This is a genomic window from Lysobacter sp. yr284 (assembly GCF_900107375.1).
In the GTDB taxonomy this organism is placed as follows: Bacteria; Pseudomonadota; Gammaproteobacteria; order Xanthomonadales; family Xanthomonadaceae; genus Lysobacter.
Genome location: NZ_FNPT01000009.1, coordinates 40,262 through 56,346 on the forward strand (window position 1 = coordinate 40,262; position 16,085 = coordinate 56,346).

13 protein-coding genes are annotated in these 16,085 nt (G+C 71.9%); 10 read left to right on the forward strand and 3 right to left on the reverse strand.

The window, feature by feature from the left end; all coding sequences use genetic code 11:
• Window positions 1–482: 482 nt before the first annotated feature.
• From BLV01_RS14750 to BLV01_RS14760, 3 genes are all read left to right on the forward strand, one after another.
• Entirely contained in the window at window positions 483–2,111 is a 1,629-nt protein-coding gene (locus tag BLV01_RS14750; RefSeq protein ID WP_091801063.1) for a transglycosylase SLT domain-containing protein, read from the forward strand.
• 133 nt (window positions 2,112–2,244) lie between these two features.
• The gene (locus tag BLV01_RS14755; protein ID WP_091801066.1) at window positions 2,245–2,937 is read left to right on the forward strand and encodes a lysoplasmalogenase; all 693 of its coding nucleotides are present in this window, start codon (window positions 2,245–2,247) and stop codon (window positions 2,935–2,937) included.
• A 384-nt stretch (window positions 2,938–3,321) separates the two neighbouring features.
• Window positions 3,322–3,984 (forward strand): hypothetical protein, encoded by a 663-nt coding sequence (locus BLV01_RS14760; RefSeq protein ID WP_091801069.1) that lies wholly within the window; start codon window positions 3,322–3,324, stop codon window positions 3,982–3,984.
• A 111-nt stretch (window positions 3,985–4,095) separates the two neighbouring features.
• Here the strand turns inward: BLV01_RS14760 and BLV01_RS14765 are convergent, their stop codons facing one another.
• The 3 genes from BLV01_RS14765 to BLV01_RS14775 all read right to left on the reverse strand — a co-directional run bounded on the left by BLV01_RS14765 (window position 4,096) and on the right by BLV01_RS14775 (window position 6,735).
• Window positions 4,096–5,121, reverse strand: coding sequence for a hypothetical protein (locus BLV01_RS14765; RefSeq protein ID WP_091801071.1), 1,026 nt, complete (start codon window positions 5,119–5,121; stop codon window positions 4,096–4,098).
• A 124-nt stretch (window positions 5,122–5,245) separates the two neighbouring features.
• Window positions 5,246–6,094 carry an archaetidylserine decarboxylase gene (gene asd, locus BLV01_RS14770; protein WP_091801074.1) on the reverse strand — a complete coding sequence of 283 codons (849 nt, stop codon included), beginning with the start codon at window positions 6,092–6,094 and terminating at the stop codon, window positions 5,246–5,248.
• On the reverse strand, window positions 6,091–6,735 hold the full coding sequence (locus tag BLV01_RS14775; RefSeq protein ID WP_091801077.1) for an SCO family protein: 645 nt from the start codon (window positions 6,733–6,735) through the stop codon (window positions 6,091–6,093). The genes asd and BLV01_RS14775 overlap by 4 nt, the downstream gene beginning before the upstream one ends.
• Window positions 6,736–6,895: 160 nt before the next feature.
• Between BLV01_RS14775 and prmB the strand changes: the two genes are divergently transcribed.
• From prmB to BLV01_RS14810, 7 genes are all read left to right on the forward strand, one after another.
• Complete coding sequence (gene prmB, locus BLV01_RS14780) at window positions 6,896–7,825, forward strand: 50S ribosomal protein L3 N(5)-glutamine methyltransferase (protein WP_091801080.1); 930 nt, start codon at window positions 6,896–6,898, stop codon at window positions 7,823–7,825.
• A gap of 648 nt (window positions 7,826–8,473) precedes the next feature.
• Window positions 8,474–9,586 carry a chorismate synthase gene (gene aroC / locus BLV01_RS14785; RefSeq protein WP_091801083.1) on the forward strand — a complete coding sequence of 371 codons (1,113 nt, stop codon included), beginning with the start codon at window positions 8,474–8,476 and terminating at the stop codon, window positions 9,584–9,586.
• Window positions 9,579–10,583 (forward strand): 2-hydroxyacid dehydrogenase, encoded by a 1,005-nt coding sequence (locus BLV01_RS14790; protein ID WP_091801086.1) that lies wholly within the window; start codon window positions 9,579–9,581, stop codon window positions 10,581–10,583. Before aroC ends, BLV01_RS14790 begins: the two co-directional genes overlap by 8 nt.
• 191 nt (window positions 10,584–10,774) lie before the next feature.
• Window positions 10,775–11,797, forward strand: a complete 1,023-nt coding sequence (locus BLV01_RS14795; protein WP_091801089.1) for an aspartate-semialdehyde dehydrogenase — start codon at window positions 10,775–10,777, stop codon at window positions 11,795–11,797.
• Between the two features lie 333 nt (window positions 11,798–12,130).
• Window positions 12,131–14,350 carry a FimV/HubP family polar landmark protein gene (locus BLV01_RS14800; protein WP_139178706.1) on the forward strand — a complete coding sequence of 740 codons (2,220 nt, stop codon included), beginning with the start codon at window positions 12,131–12,133 and terminating at the stop codon, window positions 14,348–14,350.
• A 20-nt stretch (window positions 14,351–14,370) separates the two neighbouring features.
• Window positions 14,371–15,213 (forward strand): tRNA pseudouridine(38-40) synthase TruA, encoded by an 843-nt coding sequence (gene truA / locus BLV01_RS14805; RefSeq protein ID WP_091801095.1) that lies wholly within the window; start codon window positions 14,371–14,373, stop codon window positions 15,211–15,213.
• Entirely contained in the window at window positions 15,210–15,872 is a 663-nt protein-coding gene (locus tag BLV01_RS14810; RefSeq protein ID WP_254782653.1) for a phosphoribosylanthranilate isomerase, read from the forward strand. The genes truA and BLV01_RS14810 overlap by 4 nt, the downstream gene beginning before the upstream one ends.
• Window positions 15,873–16,085 lie beyond the last annotated feature (213 nt).

Below are 16,085 nucleotides of genomic sequence, written 5' to 3' on the forward strand. Positions count from 1 at the left end.
GGCGCGGGGCTGCGCCATAAGGGACATCCTGTCCCATGGCGCACGCGCGCATCCATGCGCGCGCCCTCCGGGGCCGCGGAACGTGGGCCTCGGGCGCGGTTGCGTCCAAGCGTTAAGGACAACAGCAGTATCAACAGCAACAGCAACAGCAACAGCAGCGACGAAGTGGATTCGGATTTGGCCGCAATGACGAGGCCAGGGCCAGGGCGCCGGAGCCGGGGCCGGCGCCGGAGCGAGGTGCCGCGGCTGTCGTTTCGGCGAAGCAGGGCCGGATGAGACGCCGCCGTGGCGGCGCATGTGCCCGGTCCGGGTGAACTTCGGTCCGCCGGCCCAGTCCAATCCGCTCCATGCCACGGCCCGTCGCGCAAGCGCCGCCCGCCGCCGGCCCGGTCGGGAAAACCCGCGTGTGGTCACGGTCCTTGCCGGGCCCGGACCCGCGCCGTTACCCTGACCCCCCGCAAAAAGGACCTGCTGCACGCCTCATGCCCGCATATTCACGTCTCGCCCGCGCCGTGCGCGCCCCGGCCGGCCTCCGTGCGGCGGTCGCGCCGCTGGCCGCTGCGCTCGCGCTGTGCAGTCTTTCGCCGCAGGCCGCCGCGCTGTCCAAGCGCGACCAGGCCGCGGTCGACGCGCTGACCCAGCGCATGCAGTCGGCCGAAACCCGCTACCAGTCGGCCCTGGTCAAGATCCGCAACGCCGACCCGACCGGCCGCCAGGACAGCGACGCCGCGCTGGAGGACATGGAGGACGTGATCGCCGCCTGCCTCAAGCAGAAGGGCTGCGCGCCGACCACCATGCTGGCCGGCTACAAGCGCCTGCTCAAGGCCAACGCCGACTCGGTCGCCAACACCGACGAGGACGCCGAGGACGCCGGCCAGCTCGACAGCGACGGCCTCGCCGCCGACGTGCCCGAGGCCGCGCGCGCCGCCGCGCTGCTCAGCGACGACGGCCAGCGCTTCGTCAAGATGGTGCAGTACAACCCGGCGGTGCAGGCCGGCATCCGCCGCTGGCTGACCGACCTGCGCGGCCCGCTGATGCAGAGCTACGACAACTACCAGTACATGCGCGGGATGATGTGGCCGGAGTTCCAGCGCGCCGGCCTGCCCGAGGCGCTGCTGTTCGGCATCATCGCCAAGGAATCCAACGGCCGCGTGCACTCGACCTCGCGCGTCGGCGCGGCCGGCCCGCTGCAGTTCATGTTCGCCACCGGCAAGCGCTTCGGCCTGGGCGACGACGGTTCCGGCTTCGACACCCGCTACGACCCCAAGCAATCCGCGCAGGCCGCGGCCGAGTACTTGAACGAGCGCCTGGGCCAGCTCAACAACTCCATCGAGATGTCGCTGGCCGCCTACAACGGCGGCGAAGGCCGCGCGCTGCGCATCAACAACGCCTCCGGCGGACGCAACTTCTGGGACGAGTCGGTCTACAACCAGTTCCCGGCCGAGACCCGCGACTACGTGCCGATGGTGGTCGCCGCCGCGTGGCTGTTCCTGCACCCGCGCGAGTACGGCCTGAACTTCGCCAAGGTCGACGGCAAGCTGGCCCAGCTGCGCCTGAGCAAGCCCAGCTCGATCTACGAGCTGACCATCTGCATGGGCGGCGCCGGCAGCCGCGACGGCTACATGCGCGCGCTGCGCAACCTCAATCCGCGCTACCAGGCCGACAGCTACCTCTCCGCCGGGACCACGCTCAACGCCACCACCCGCATGGTTAGCCTGTACAACCGCTGGTGCACCCAGGGCAAGCGCGCCGAACTCGCCCGCACCCTGGTCGCCAGCGATGCCTCCAGCGCGATCGTGCGCACCGGCCCGCTGACCGTGCTGCCGGTGCAGGGCGCCGGCGAGGACGGCACCGCGGCGTACGCCGGCACCAGCGCTGCGGGCGTGCCGACCACGGTCGCCACCGGCCGCCCGGCGCCGGCGCCCAAGGCCGAGCCGAAGAAGAAGGCGACGCCGAAGGACTACAAGATCCAGCGCGGCGACACCCTGACCGACGTGGCCAAGAAGTTCTCCTGCGACACCCGCGCGCTGGCCAAGGCCAACGGGCTCAAGGCGCCGCGCTATGCGGTCAAGCCGGGCCAGCGGATCAAGCTGAGCGGTTGCGGCGACTGAGCCTGGCGGTGCGGCGGCGCGCCCGCCGCTCCGCCGGCGTCGCCGCGATCGCGGCGACCTGCGTGCGCGGGCTGCGGTCCGCGCACGGCCTCGATACCGCCCGCCGCGGGCGCCACAGGACAGGGATGCACGCATGAGCCAGCCCACCGCCCGCGATCCGCGGCCATCGCCTGCCCCGCGCGGCTGGGGCGCGGCCGTGGCGCTGTCGGCCGCGCTGGCCATCGCCGGCGCCTACGCCGGCGGCGCGGCGATCTGGCTGCACTACCTGTTCAAGCCGGCGACTACTTTGCTGGTCGCGGCGATGGTGTGGCGCCTGGGCGCCGCCGCCGACCCGCGCTATCGCCGCGCGATCTCCGCCGGCCTGCTGCTGTCCACCGCCGGCGACGCGTTCCTGATGCTGCCCGGCGACTGGTTCGTGTTCGGCCTGGCCTCGTTCCTGTGCGCGCACGTGGCTTACCTGGCCGGCCTGTGCAGGCGCGTGCGGCCGTTCGCGGCGGCGTGGCCGTTCCTGGCCTACGCCGTCCTGGCCGGCGCGGTGCTGGCGGTGCTGTGGCCGCACCTGCCGGGCGAGCTGCGCGTTCCCGTGGTCGTCTATGTCACGGTGCTGGCGGCGATGGCGGCGCAGGCCGCGGCGGTGTGGCGACGGCGCGCGGATGCGGCCGGCGTCGCGGCGGCGATCGGCGGCGCCTGCTTCGTGTTCTCGGACGCGACCCTGGCTATCGACCGCTTCGCCGCGCCGTTCGCCGCGGCGCAGGCGTTGGTGTTGATCAGCTATTGGGCCGCGCAGTGGTGGATCGGGCGTTCGGCGACGCTGGCGCGGGCCTGAGCGCGCGCTCGTCGCGCCGGTGCCGGCAAGCCGCGCGGCTGGCGATTAACGATTAGCGACGAAACCGGCCTGTCGTTATTCCCGCGAAGGCGGCAATCCGGGGCCGCATCGCGACATGACGCTGGAGTCTGTGGATTCCCGCGTTCGCGGGAACGACGGCTGGACGGAGGCGCCTGCGCTTCGCGCGACCGACCGGCTTGAGGCGCACGAACGGCTGGCATACTTGCCGGCCGTTTCCCGCACGGGATGTGCGCACCGACAAGGATCGTCGCAGGCCGCCAAGCGCGCGCCCTCGCATTCCTCGTTCCTTTGCCTCGCCCCGCACGCCGGGTTCGCGCCGCGGCCGCGCGCCGCGTGTTTCCCTCGCCCGCCAGGACCTCACGGATGACCGACCAACCCGCCTACCAAGTGCTCGCCGCCGCCGCCGTCGAAACCGAATTCAAGGTCTCCGGCTGCATCGAATACCCGTACCTCGAATTCGCCGCCGAGCAGGAACAGCGCGTCTACCGCGGCGGCCTCAAGCTCGCCGGCGACTGGCGCAGCGCGCCGGACGTGGACTGGAATCCCTACAACGTGATCGTCGACGGCGACCTGGAGATCGACGGACAACTGCTGTGGAACGACTTCGGCGGCGGCTGCTACCTGCTGGTCACCGGCGATCTCAAGGCGCGCAACGTGGTGCTGCAGGGTTGCCCGAACGTGACCGTGCTGGGCGAGCTGGTCGTGGAAGGCGCGGTCGCCGGCCGCTACGGCGACGACGGCGGCGTGCTCAACGTCGGCGGCCGCACCCGCGCGGCGCTGGTGCTGGCGACCAGCTACTTCCGCATGTCGTTCGGGCCGGCCGTCGATGCGACCCTGATCGCCGCGCCGCTGGACGTCGACATGGACGTGGACTTCGAACCCGAGGATCTGCCGCGCCTGGTGCGGCCGGAGTTCATCGACGAAGACGGCGAAGCCGACGAGGGCGCGATGTTCAAGGCGATGGCGCAGGGGCGGCCGGTGTTGCGCGAGGACCTGCCGGCGGGCGCGCGCGCCGCGGCGGCCTGAGCGCGCGCGGCCCGAGCCAAGCCCAGGCGATGGGCGCGGCCGGCGCCGCCTTGCGCGGCGGGGCCGGCCCGGCTTGGGCCGTTTTCTTCTCTGGGGCTGCGAGGGCCGCCGTCAGGCGGCGGGTTTGGCCGGGGCCGCGTCGGTTTTCTCCGCCGGAGCGGCCGGCGCCGGCGACGACAGCGCCTCGCGCGCCTTGCGCCACCAGCCGCCGGCTGCCTCGCCGGCCTGGCCGACGCCCTTTTGCAGCGATTCGCCCATCGGCTTGAGCGCCTGTTCGTCGGCGAAGCGGGTGGCCGCGCGCATCGCCTCGGGGCCGTGCGCCTTGACCGCATCCCAGGCCAGGGTGGTGACCAGCCGCGGCATGAACGCGAAAGAATCCACGTCGCCGCCCTTGGCCTCGACCTGGGCGATCAGCCCGGCCAGTTCCTTGCGCACCCCGCCGGGCACGCTCGGGTCCTCGCTCAGACGCTTGAGCGCGATCAGCGCGTCGTGGGTGCGGCCTTCCTGCACCGCCACGCCGACCCCGGCGATCTGGCCCAGCCACGGCGCGCGCAGCATCTGGCCGAGCGCGTCGGCGTGGATCTGGGCGCGGTCCCAGCGCTTCTCGCTGACCGCCAGATAGCCCAGGCCCAGGTGCAGGGCCATCATCTGCCCGGCCGGCCCCTTGCTGAAATCGCCGTCGGTGCGGTTCTGCGCGGCCCAGACTTTCTCGCTTTCGGCCTGGGCCAGCTGCGGCCATTCCAGCCGCTGGAACGCGACCGAGCGCAGCGAGGCCGCGGCGAGGTCGTCGAAGGCGGCGCAGTCCTGCGCCTCGACGATGTCGGTTTCGGCCACCGCGATGGTGGTCTTGTCGGCGCCGAGCGCGGCGTACGCCAGCAGCAGGTGGGCGATGCACAGGTCGGCGGGGCCGAACTGCGGCAGTTCCGACGGCGCCACGCCGGCCTTGTCGCTGAACTGCGCGCCGAAACGGTAGGCCTGCAGCGCGGCCGGCAGGCCGTTCTCGGAGACCCGGCGGTAATTGGTGTAGGCCAGGCCGTCGCGCAGGCCGGCGAGTTGCTCGGCCTCGGTCTTGGCGCCGCAGGCGGCCAGGGCCAGGACGAGTGCGGCGATAGCGAAGTTGCGTCCGATGCGGGTCATGCGGTCCCCTCCGTGGGGTCGGGTGGTCTAACTGTAAGCGCGGCGCGAGCCGCGACCGCGACACCGCGGATACGAGGCAAGCGTGGTGTCGCGGTCGCGGCTCGCGCCGCGCCTACCGGGGGTTTCAGCGGGTGCGGCGCGCGAGCGGCTGGCCCAGGCGCACGGCGGTCTCGGCCTGCAGCGCGGGGTCCAGCGTCGCCACGCCCGGCGGCAGCAGCACGATCACGGTCGAGCCGTAATTGAACCGGGCCATTTCCTCGAAGCGCTTGAGGGCGATGCCCTTGCCGCGGTAGTCCTTGGTGGTGACGCGGTCGCCGTAGGCGGGAATCTCCACCCCGCTCCATACCGTCTCCACGCCCGACACCAGCAGCGCGCCGACCATCACCAGCGCCATCGGCCCGAACTCGGTGTCGAAGTGGCAGACCAGGCGCTCGTTGCGCGCGAACAGGCGCGGCACGTTGCGGACCGCGTCGGGACCGACGCTGAACAGCCGGCCGGGCACGTGCACGGTCTCGCGCAGGGTGCCTGTCCAGGGCATGTGCACGCGGTGGTAGTCGCGCGGCGACAGGTACACGGTGGCGAAGTCGCCGTCGCGGAACGGCGCGGCCGCGGCTTCGTCGCCGCCGAGCAGTTCCAGCGCGGTGAACGAGCGGCCCTTGGCCTGGAAGATCTCGCCGGCGCGGATCGGCCCGCACTGGCTGATGCGGCCGTCGGCCGGCATCAGCAGGGTGCGCGCGTCGCCTTGCGCGCGGCGCGCGCCGGGCTTGAGCGCGCGGGTGAAGAAGGCGTTGAAGGTCGGGTAGGCGCGCGGGTCCGGATTGGCCGCCTCGCCCAGGTCGACGCCGAACTTCTCGGTCACCGTGTCGATCAGCCAGCGGCTCACCCGCGGGTCGGGCGAATAGGCCAGCGTCCGCGCCAGGCCCGACAGGAAACGGTGCGGCAGGACATAGGTCAGGGTGGTGACGAGGCTCACGGCGAGGCCTCCGTCAGCGCGGCCATGTCGCGCGCGATCGCGTTCGGCTCGAACGGCGGCCGCACCAGCCCGGCCATGCGCCCCTGCGGGTCGAGCACGGCCATGCTGGCGCTGTGGTCCATCGAATACTGGTTCGCCGGCGCGCCCGGCGGGGCCGGGACCTTGGCGAACACCATGCTCAGCGACTTGGCGAAGTTCTCCAGCGCCGGCACGTCGGCGGTCGCGGCCAGGGTGTCCTTGTGGAAGCCGTGGGCGTACTCGCCGATCTTGTCGGGCGAATCGCGCTCGGGGTCGACCGAGACGAACAGCACCCGCGGGCGGGTCGATTCGGGGATCGCCTCCCAGGCCTTCTGCGCCACCGACATCTGCGCCAGGGTGGTCGGGCACACGTCGGGGCAGTGGGTGAAGCCGAGGAAGACCAGGGTCCAGTGGCCCTTGAGCTCGCCCGGAATCAGCTGGGTGCCGTCGGACTGGCGCAGCGAGAACGCGGGCAGGGTGCGCGGCGGGTCGAACAGGCGCACCGCCTGGGTCTGCGGCAGGTGCGAGCGCTTGGCGCTGCCGAAGTACTTCTGCGAGGCCCACAGGCCCAGCGCGGCGGCCAGCGCGGCCACCAGGACGATGGCGGTAGTGCGGTTGAACATGGCGGTTCCAGCGTGAATGCCCGGCCATGATACCGGGCGACGGCGGGCGCGGCGGCCTTTGCCGGCGCGGGCGCGGCAAAGGCCCGGCGGGCCCGGGCGCGGCGCGAAATCGCGGGGCGGGGCGGCTATACTGCGCGCCTTGTTGCGCCCTGGACCTGCCGTGCCCGCTTCCGTTTCCTTCGAACCGCTGACCCTCGTCGACCTGATCCGCTACGGGGCCAGCCGCTTCAACGCGGCCGGGCTGAGCTTCGGCCACAGCTACGACAACGCCCTGGACGAGGCCACCCAGCTGGTCCTGCACGCGCTGCACCTGCCGCACGACCTGAGCCCGGTGTACGGCCAGGGCCGGGTCACCACGGACGAGAAGGACGCCGTGCTGGCGCTGTTCCAGCGCCGCATCGACGAGCGCATCCCGGCCGCCTACCTGACCGGCGAGGCCTGGTTCGCCGGCCTGAGCTTCAAGAGCGATTCGCGCGCCCTGGTGCCGCGTTCGCCGATCGCCGAGCTGATCGAAGCCGGCTTCGAGCCCTGGCTCGGCGGCCGCGAGGTGCGCCGCGCGCTGGACCTGTGCACCGGTTCGGGCTGCATCGCCATCGCCACCGGTCACTACCACCCCGAGTGGGAAGTGATCGGCGCCGACATCAACGAGCGCGCGCTGTCGCTGGCGGCCGAGAACAAGCAACGCCTGCTCGCCGACAACGTCGAGCTGCGCCAGTCCGACCTGTTCCAGGGCCTGCAGGGCGAGGTGTTCAACCTGATCGTCACCAACCCGCCCTACGTCACCGACGACGAGACCGACGCGCTGCCGCGCGAGTATTCGTTCGAGCCGGAACTGGGCCTGCGCGCGGGGCACGACGGCCTGGACCTGGCGCTGAAGATCCTGCGCGACGCGCCGCAGCACCTGAGCGAAGACGGCCTGCTGATCTGCGAAGTCGGCGAAGCCGAGCGCGCGCTGGGCGAGCTGCTGCCGCAGCTGCCGCTGGCCTGGGTCGAGTTCAAGGTCGGCCAGATGGGCATCTTCGTGGCCGAGCGCCACGACCTGGTCGAGCACCACGACGCGATCAAACGGCTCGCCGACGCGCGAGCCTGATCGATTCGATAAAGATCACGCGCGTCGGCGGCTGGTGGCGCGGGGCACGAGCCTCGCGCAGCGCCGCACGCGACGCTGATGGCACAGCATCGCCGGCGCAGACCGGCCGGAACTCGTAAGCGCCCCGCGGCGTTTGCGCTGCTTCAATCGCATCCGCCTGCGGACTCCCCGGAGATCGCCGCAGGCGCGCGCCTGCCTTCGTTGCAGCGGAAACCGGACGGGTCGGCTAAGGTGGCCGGGTCGGTCTGCGCGCGGGGCCGGTGGGACGCTTCGGGTCCTGAAACCGTTGCGCAGGCTGGGCTGGACGCCTCGGGTCCGAGGACGCTTGCGCGGGCCGGGCCTGGCGGCAAGTCCCGCGCAAGCGTCCTCGGACCCGATGCTCCGTCGCGGTCGGGACGTCTGCAGCGATTCGATCTTTGCGCTCCGGGCTCTGGCCCCGAGTCTGTCGCTCATGCAGGGCGGAGTCGGCGCTTGCGAATCGATCATTTCCGCCCCTCATGGCCGCGCTTTACCATCGATCCGCCTTTGTAGGAGCGGCGCACGCCGCGACCGCGAACCCGCATCGACGACGAACCCGCTTCATCCAGAACACATCAACCTCCGCGATCATCGCCAACGCACCACCGGCACCCACCAGGATCCCGCGCAGTGGCCAGCAACAGCTTCGGAACCCTCCTCACCGTCACCACCTTCGGCGAAAGCCACGGCCCGGCCATCGGCTGCGTCGTCGACGGCTGCCCGCCGGGCCTGGAACTGGCGCCGGAGGAGTTCCGCCACGACCTCGAACGCCGCGCCACCGGCCGCAGCCGCCACACCTCGCAGCGGCGCGAGGCCGACGAGATCGAAATCCTCAGCGGCGTCTACCAGGGCCGCACCACCGGCACCCCGATCGCCCTGCTGATCCGCAACACCGACGCGCGCAGCAAGGACTACGGCAACATCGCCGAGCAGTTCCGCCCCGGCCACGCCGATTACAGCTACTGGCAGAAGTACGGCCATCGCGATCCGCGCGGCGGCGGCCGCTCTTCGGCGCGCGAGACCACCATGCGCGTGGCCGCCGGCGTCATCGCCAAGAAGTGGCTGGCGCAGCGCTTCGGGGTCGTCGTGCGCGGCTACGTGTCGCAGATCGGCGAGATCGTGCCGGCCGGCTTCGACCTCGACGCGGTCGAAACCAATCCGTTCTTCTGGCCGCACGCGGCCCAGCTCGACGCGCTGGAGCAGTACATGGACGCGCTGCGCAAGTCCGGCGACTCGGTCGGCGCGCGCGTGGAGGTGATCGCCGACGGCGTGCCGCCGGGCTGGGGCGAGCCGATCTACGGCAAGCTTGACGGCGAACTGGCCGCGGCGCTGATGAGCATCAACGCGGTCAAGGGCGTGGAGATCGGCGACGGCTTCGCCAGCGTGGCCTCGAAGGGCACCCAGCATCGCGACGAACTGCTGCCCGACGGCTTCGCCAGCAACCACGCCGGCGGCATCCTCGGCGGCATCAGCACCGGCCAGCGCCTGCGCTGTTCGGCCGCGTTCAAGCCGACCTCCAGCCTGCGCCTGCCGGGCCGCAGCCTGGACATCCACGGCAACGAGATCGAAGTGGTCACCACCGGCCGCCATGATCCGTGCGTGGGCATCCGTGCCGCGCCGATCTGCGAGGCGATGGTCGCGCTGGTGCTGATGGACCAGGCGCTGCGCCATCGCGCCCAGTGCGGCGACGTCGGCGAGATGACCCCGCGGGTGCCGGCGCAGGCGGGGCAGGACGATGTCTGAGCGTCCGCGCGTGTGGGTCTCGCAGCCGCTGTTCGCCGATGTGCTGGCGCGGCTGGGCGAGCATTTCCAGGTCGAGGCCACGGCTGAGGTGACCCGGCACGAGCCGGCCGCGGTCAACGCGATCCTGCGCCGCATGGACGGCGCGCTGGTGACCCTCAACGATCCGGTCGGCGCGGCCCAGATCGCCGGCGCCGGCCGCCTGCGCGCGATCGCCAACGTCGGCGTGGGCTACAACAACCTCGACATCGCCGCGCTCAGCGCCGCCGGCATCCTCGCCAGCAACACGCCGGACGTGCTGACCGAAACCACCGCCGATTTCGGCTTCGCCCTGATGATGGCGGCCGCGCGGCGCATGAGCGAGGCCGAACGCTGGCTGCGCGACGGCCACTGGCAGCGCTGGAGCTTCGACAGCCTGCTCGGCGCCGACGTGCACGGCGCGACCCTGGCGATCCTCGGCATGGGCCGGATCGGCCAGGCCATCGCGCGCCGCGCGACCGGCTTCGGCATGCGCACGCTGTACCACAACCGCAGCCGCCTGCCCGAGGCGGTGGAAGCCGAATGCCGGGCGCAGTACGTCGGTTTCGACGAACTGCTGGCGCGCGCCGACCACCTGGTGCTGGTGCTGCCGTATTCGCCGCAGTCGCATCATCTGATCGACGCCGCCGCGCTGGCCAAGCTGCCGCCGCACGCGACCCTGACCAACATCGCCCGCGGCGGCATCGTCGACGAAGACGCGCTGTGCGACGCGCTCGAACAACACCGGCTCGGCGCCGCCGGCCTGGACGTGTACGAGGGCGAGCCGCGGCTCAACCCGCGTCTGCTGCAGCAGCGACGGGTGGTGCTGACCCCGCACATCGCCAGCGGCAGCCTGGCCACGCGCCGGGCGATGGTGGCGCTGGCGGTCGACAACCTGATCGCCGCGCTCGGCTTCGGCCCGCGCGCGGGCGATCCGCCGAGCCCGATCAACGCCGCGCAAGTGGCACAGGCGCGGCGATGAGCCGAAGCCCGGGCTGTTGTGGGAGGGACTTCAGTCCCGATGCTCTTGTTTCAGATCGCGGCGAACTGAAAGAAAAGCATCGGGACTGAAGTCCCTCCCACAACAGCCGGCAAGCCGCTCGATTCGGAAGCTTTCGCAATACCCGCCGGAAATGGGTCCGGCGGTCCCCACACTCAGGTAACTCAGATCAGATGAACGCCAAGACGTCCTGCAATGTCGCCGTCGTCGGTGCCACCGGCGCGGTCGGTGAAACCATGTTGAAGGTGCTGGCCGAGCGCAAGTTCCCGATCGGCAAACTGCATCTGTTGGCGAGCGAGCGTTCGGCGGGCGAGAAAATCGAGTTCGAGGGCCAGACCCTGGTCGTGGAAGACCTGGCCGCGTTCGACCCCAAGGGCGTGGACATCGCCCTGTTCTCGGCCGGCGGCTCGGTGTCGAAGGAGTACGCGCCCAAGTTCGCCGCCGCCGGTGCGGTGGTGATCGACAATTCCTCGGCCTTCCGCTACCAGGACGACGTGCCGCTGGTGGTCAGCGAGGTCAATCCCGAGGCGATCAAGAACCGTCCGCTCGGCATCGTCGCCAATCCCAACTGCTCGACCATGCAGCTGATGGTCGCGTTGGCGCCGATCCATCGCAAGGCCAAGCTCGAGCGCATCAACATCGCCACCTACCAGTCGGTGTCGGGCACCGGCAAGCGGGCGATGGAAGAGCTGGGCCGGCAGACCGCGGCGCTGCTGAGCTTCCAGCAGGCCGAGCCGGAGATCTACCCGGTGCAGATCGCCTTCAACGTGATCCCGCACGGCGGCGACTTCACCGACAACGGCTACACCACCGAGGAAATGAAGCTGGTCTGGGAGACCCGCAAGATCCTCGCCGACGACAGCATCGGGGTGAACGCGACGGTGGTGCGGGTGCCGGTGTTCTACGGGCATTCCGAGGCGGTGCACATCGAGACCCGCGACAAGCTTTCGGCGGCCGATGCGCGCGCGCTGCTGGAAAAGGCGCCGGGGCTGGTGGTGGTCGACGAGGCCAAGGGCGGCGGCTACCCGACCCCGGTGACCCACGCCTCCGGCGAAGACCCGGTGTTCGTCGGCCGCATCCGCGACGACATCTCGCACCCGCGCGGGCTGTCGCTGTGGGTGGTCGCCGACAACATCCGCAAGGGCGCGGCCACCAATGCGGTGCAGCTGGCCGAGCTGGTGTGGGCCGAGCGCTGAGGTCCGGCGCGGCGCCATGAGCGATGAAATCGGGCCCCGCGGGGCCCGATTTTTTTTGCGCCGGTGGAAAGCCTCCAGGCCATGACCTCGTTGCTTGTGAGCAATGGTCTTCAGGCCGAGGCTTTGTGGCTTTTGTGGGAGGGCCTTCAGGCCCGATGCCTTTGTTTCAGATCGCGGCGACCGGATCGAAAAGCATCGGGCCTGAAGGCGCTCCCACAGAAGCCGGCTTCCCCACAGCCAGTCAAGGGCTTAGGATGAAAACTTAACGAATGCGTTGCGCATTCAGGCCGTACCCCTTTAGAGTCGCCGCCTGACTTCGGATTGGGACCGCTCGTGAGATCAGGTTTCGCACGCACCGCCCTGGGCCTGGCGCTGGCATTGGCCAGCACGGCGGCCTGCGCGTTGGGTCTGGGCCAGATCGAGGTCAAATCGCGCGCCGGCCAGCCGTTGCTGGCGGAAATCCCGGTCATCGCCAGCGGCCCGGAGGAACTGGCGCAGCTGCGCGCCGGCCTGGCCTCGCCGGAAACCTTCCAGCGCATCGGCCTGGAGCCGCCGCAAGGCATCGTCACCGACCTGCGCTTCACCCTGGCGGTGGACCGCAACGGCAAGCCGATCATCCGCGTCACCAGCACCCAGCCGGTGCAGCAGCCGCTGCTGACCTTCCTGATCGAAGTCGATTGGGGCCAGGGCCGGCTGACCCGCGAATACTCGGCACTGCTCGACGCGCCGCGCACCGCGTCCGCGCCGATGCAGCCGCCGATCCAGGCCGCCGCCGGCGCCGCCCCGAACACCATCGAACGCCCGCTGGAGGCGCCGCTGCCGTTCGGCGCGCAGCCGCAGCAGGCCGATCCGCTGGCGGCGGAGCACCCGGCACCCGGCTACGAGCCGGGCCAGCCGATGCAGCCGCTGCCGCCGGACGCGCTCGCCGCCCAGCCCGAAGCGCTGCCGCCGCAGGCCTTCCCCGAGGCCGCGCCGCCGGCCGCGGCGCCGGCGCCCGCCGAGCGGCCCAAGGCCGGGCGCATCGCCCGCGAACCGCGTCCGCAGCCGGCCGCGCCGGCGACGATCCCCGCCGACGGCGAGATCACCGTCGCCCACGGCCAGACCCTGTCCGGCATCGCCGCGCAGGTGGCCGGCGCGCAAAGCCTCAACCAGACCATGATCGCGCTGCTGCGGGCCAATCCCGAGGCCTTCGTCGGCGGCAACATCAACCGCCTGCGCGCCGGCGCGGTGCTGCGCCGGCCGCCCGGCGGCGAGATGGCGGCGATCGACCCGCGCGAAGCCAACGAACTGGTCCGCGCGCAGATCCAGCAATGGCGCCAGGCGCCGCAGCAGGCGGTGCCGCAGCCGCTGACCGTCGGCGCCGACCGCGTCGCCAAGGCGCCGGTGGCGCCGGCCGCGCGCGAGCCCGGCCGCGCCAGCGATGCGCGCCTGGAAATCGTCCCGCCCGGCGCCGAGCGTGCGAAGGCCGGGGCTCAGTCCGGCATCAGCGCCGCAGGCGAGGGCCACATGGTGCGAGAACAAGTGCAACAGGCCAACGAGACCATCGCGGTGCGCGAGCAGGAACTGGCGGACCTCAAGAGCAAGGTCGCCGAGCTGGAGAAGCTCAGCACCGACCAGCAGAAGCTGATCGCGATGAAGGACAGCGAGCTGGCCGCGACTCAGCAACGCCTGGCCGAGAACCAGGCCCGCGCCGACAGCGGCTCGCCGCTGCCGTGGATCTTCGGCGGCCTCGGCCTGCTGGCGCTGCTGGCCGGCGGCTGGGTGCTGAGCCGGCGCGAACCGCGGCGGCCGAACTTCCGCGCCGCCGCGCCGACGCCCGCGCCGTTCGTGCCGGCGACGGCGCCCGCGGCCGCCGAGCCGGGCCCGGACCCGGTCGAAACCTTGCGGCGCAAGCCCGAGCCGGCGCCGCTGGTCGATCCGGTCGACCAGTTGCTCGGCCGCGACCGCGCCGCGCCCGACGCCCGCGCCGAGGCCATCGCCGATAGCGGCCGCGAGGCCGCGGACGCGGCCGAAGACGCCGCCGCGTCGCAGGCCCACGCCCTGCAGGACGTACCTGGCGACGACGCGCCGACGGCGGTCGAGCCGGCTGCCGAACCCGCCGCGCCGTCTTCGCCGCCGCACTGGACCGCCCCGGTCAGCGAACCCAAGAGCCAGTCGCGCGTGCCGACCTGGCATTCGGCCAGCGCCGGCAGCCAGCCGCGCCGCGAGGCCGAGCCGGCGCCGGTGCCGGTCGCGCCGGCCGCGGCCCCGCACGTCGCCGCGACCCAAGCGCCGAGCATTGATCCGCTCACGGCCGCCGCAACCGGCGCCGTGCGCCCGGCGGCCGAACCGGCCCGGTTCGCGCCCGAACCCAAGCCCGCCGCCGCGGTCGCGGCCTCGCCGGGCCTGGAGCGGATCGAACTGGCCCGCGCCTACCTCGACCTCGGCGACGAAGGCAGCGCCCGCCAGTTGCTCGGCGAGGTGCTGATCAACGGCGACCACGCCGCCCGCCAGCAGGCCGCGCGCCTGCTGCGCGAGCTGGAAGGCGCCGGCGGAGGCCGGACCGGCTCGTAAGGCACAGGCAAGGGCAGGGCATGAACGACGCCGACACCGCATCCGCCGCGCCGCTGCGGCGCTACGCCCTGGGCGTGGAGTACGACGGCAGCGAATTTTCCGGCTGGCAGCGGCTGGTGCGCCCGGGCGAGCCGAGCCGCCCCGAGCACGCCCCGCGCGGCGAAGCCACCGTGCAGACCACGTTGGAGCAGGCGCTGAGCTTCGTCGCCGGCACCGGCATCGAAGTGGTCTGCGCCGGCCGCACCGACGCCGGTGTGCACGCCTCGTGCCAGGTCGTGCATTTCGACAGCCCGGTCGAGCGCGAACCGCGCGGCTGGGTGCTGGGCACGACCTCGCGCCTGCCACCATCCGTATGCGTGCGCTGGTGCATCCCGGTGGCACCGGACTTCCACGCGCGGTTCTCGGCGCGGGCGCGCCGCTACCGCTACCGCATCCTCAACCGGCCGGTGCGGCCGGCATTGCAGCGCCAGTACCTGAGTTGGGAACGGCGCCCGCTCGACGCCGACGCCATGCACCGCGCAGCCCAGGCGCTGCTGGGCGAGAACGATTTCTCGGCGTTCCGCACCGTGCACTGCCAGGCCCCGCACGCGCGTCGCGACCTGCAGTACATCGCGGTCCGTCGCGACGGCGATATCGTGGAAATGGAAGTACAGGCCAACGCCTTTCTTCACCATATGGTGCGCAATATTGTCGGAAGCTTGCTGCCGGTCGGCCGCGGCGACCGGCCCGAGGGCTGGATCGCCGAACTGCTGGCCGGGCGCGACCGCACGGTCGCCGGTCCGACCGCTCCGTCGGCAGGACTGGTGTTCGTCGGGCCGCGCTATCCCGCCGAATGCCAGTTGCCCGCCGAGGTCTGCCTTTGAATCCGTCCCGCACGCTGTACCGCACCCGCATCAAGTTCTGTGGTTTCACCCGTCCCGGCGATGTGCGCCTGGCCTGCGAACTCGGCGCCGACGCGATCGGTTTCGTGTTCGCCGCCGGCAGCAAGCGCCGGGTCGCGCCCGAGGAGGCGCGGGCCATGCGCCAGGCGCTGGCGCCGCTGGTCGACGCGGTCGCGCTGTTCGCCGACAACCCGGTCGACGAAGTGCGCGAAGTCGTGCGCCAGGTCCGGCCGAGCCTGCTGCAGTTCCACGGCAACGAAGACGACGCCTACTGCCGCGGCTTCGGCGTGCCTTACCTCAAGGCCATCGCGATGGGCGGCGAACTGGCCGGCCAGCATCCCTCCGCGCTGCTGATGCGCTACCCCGGCGCGGCCGGCTTCCTGTTCGACAGCCATGCCGAGGGCGGCAGCGGCGGCAGCGGCAAGACCTTCGACTGGAAGCGCATCCCGGTCGGCGTGCAGAAGCCCTTCCTGCTGGCCGGCGGCATCACCCCCGACAACGTGTTCGAGGCGATCCTGGCGACCCTGCCGTGGGGCGTGGACGTCTCCAGCGGCATCGAGAGTGCGCCCGGGCTCAAGGACGGCGACAAGATGCGCCAGTTCGTCGAGGAAGTGCGGCGCGCGGACTGCCACGTCGAGTGATCTGCGGGGACTGAGGCGCAGGAAGGGCGCGGGCAGGGGCGCGGGATGCGCGGCCGAGGCTTGCCGGCGCGCCCGCCGTCGCCGGTGCCGCCGGTTCCCGTCGCCGCTGGTTGCCGTCCCACTTCGGCTTTGCCCATCGCGTCACCCCGGAACCGGACCGCCATTCCGGGGCGCGCGAAACGGTACGGTCGGCGCGCCGATGCCCTAAACTCT

Coding starts and splice junctions, on each gene's coding strand:
- BLV01_RS14750 (WP_091801063.1), top strand. CDS start 483: ATGCCCGCATATTCACGTCTCGCCCGCGCCGTGCGCGCCCCGGCCGGC.
- BLV01_RS14765 (WP_091801071.1), bottom strand. CDS start 5,121: ATGACCCGCATCGGACGCAACTTCGCTATCGCCGCACTCGTCCTGGCC.
- BLV01_RS14755 (WP_091801066.1), top strand. CDS start 2,245: ATGAGCCAGCCCACCGCCCGCGATCCGCGGCCATCGCCTGCCCCGCGC.
- BLV01_RS14795 (WP_091801089.1), top strand. CDS start 10,775: ATGAACGCCAAGACGTCCTGCAATGTCGCCGTCGTCGGTGCCACCGGC.
- BLV01_RS14760 (WP_091801069.1), top strand. CDS start 3,322: ATGACCGACCAACCCGCCTACCAAGTGCTCGCCGCCGCCGCCGTCGAA.
- BLV01_RS14775 (WP_091801077.1), bottom strand. CDS start 6,735: ATGTTCAACCGCACTACCGCCATCGTCCTGGTGGCCGCGCTGGCCGCC.
- BLV01_RS14790 (WP_091801086.1), top strand. CDS start 9,579: ATGTCTGAGCGTCCGCGCGTGTGGGTCTCGCAGCCGCTGTTCGCCGAT.
- truA (WP_091801095.1), top strand. CDS start 14,371: ATGAACGACGCCGACACCGCATCCGCCGCGCCGCTGCGGCGCTACGCC.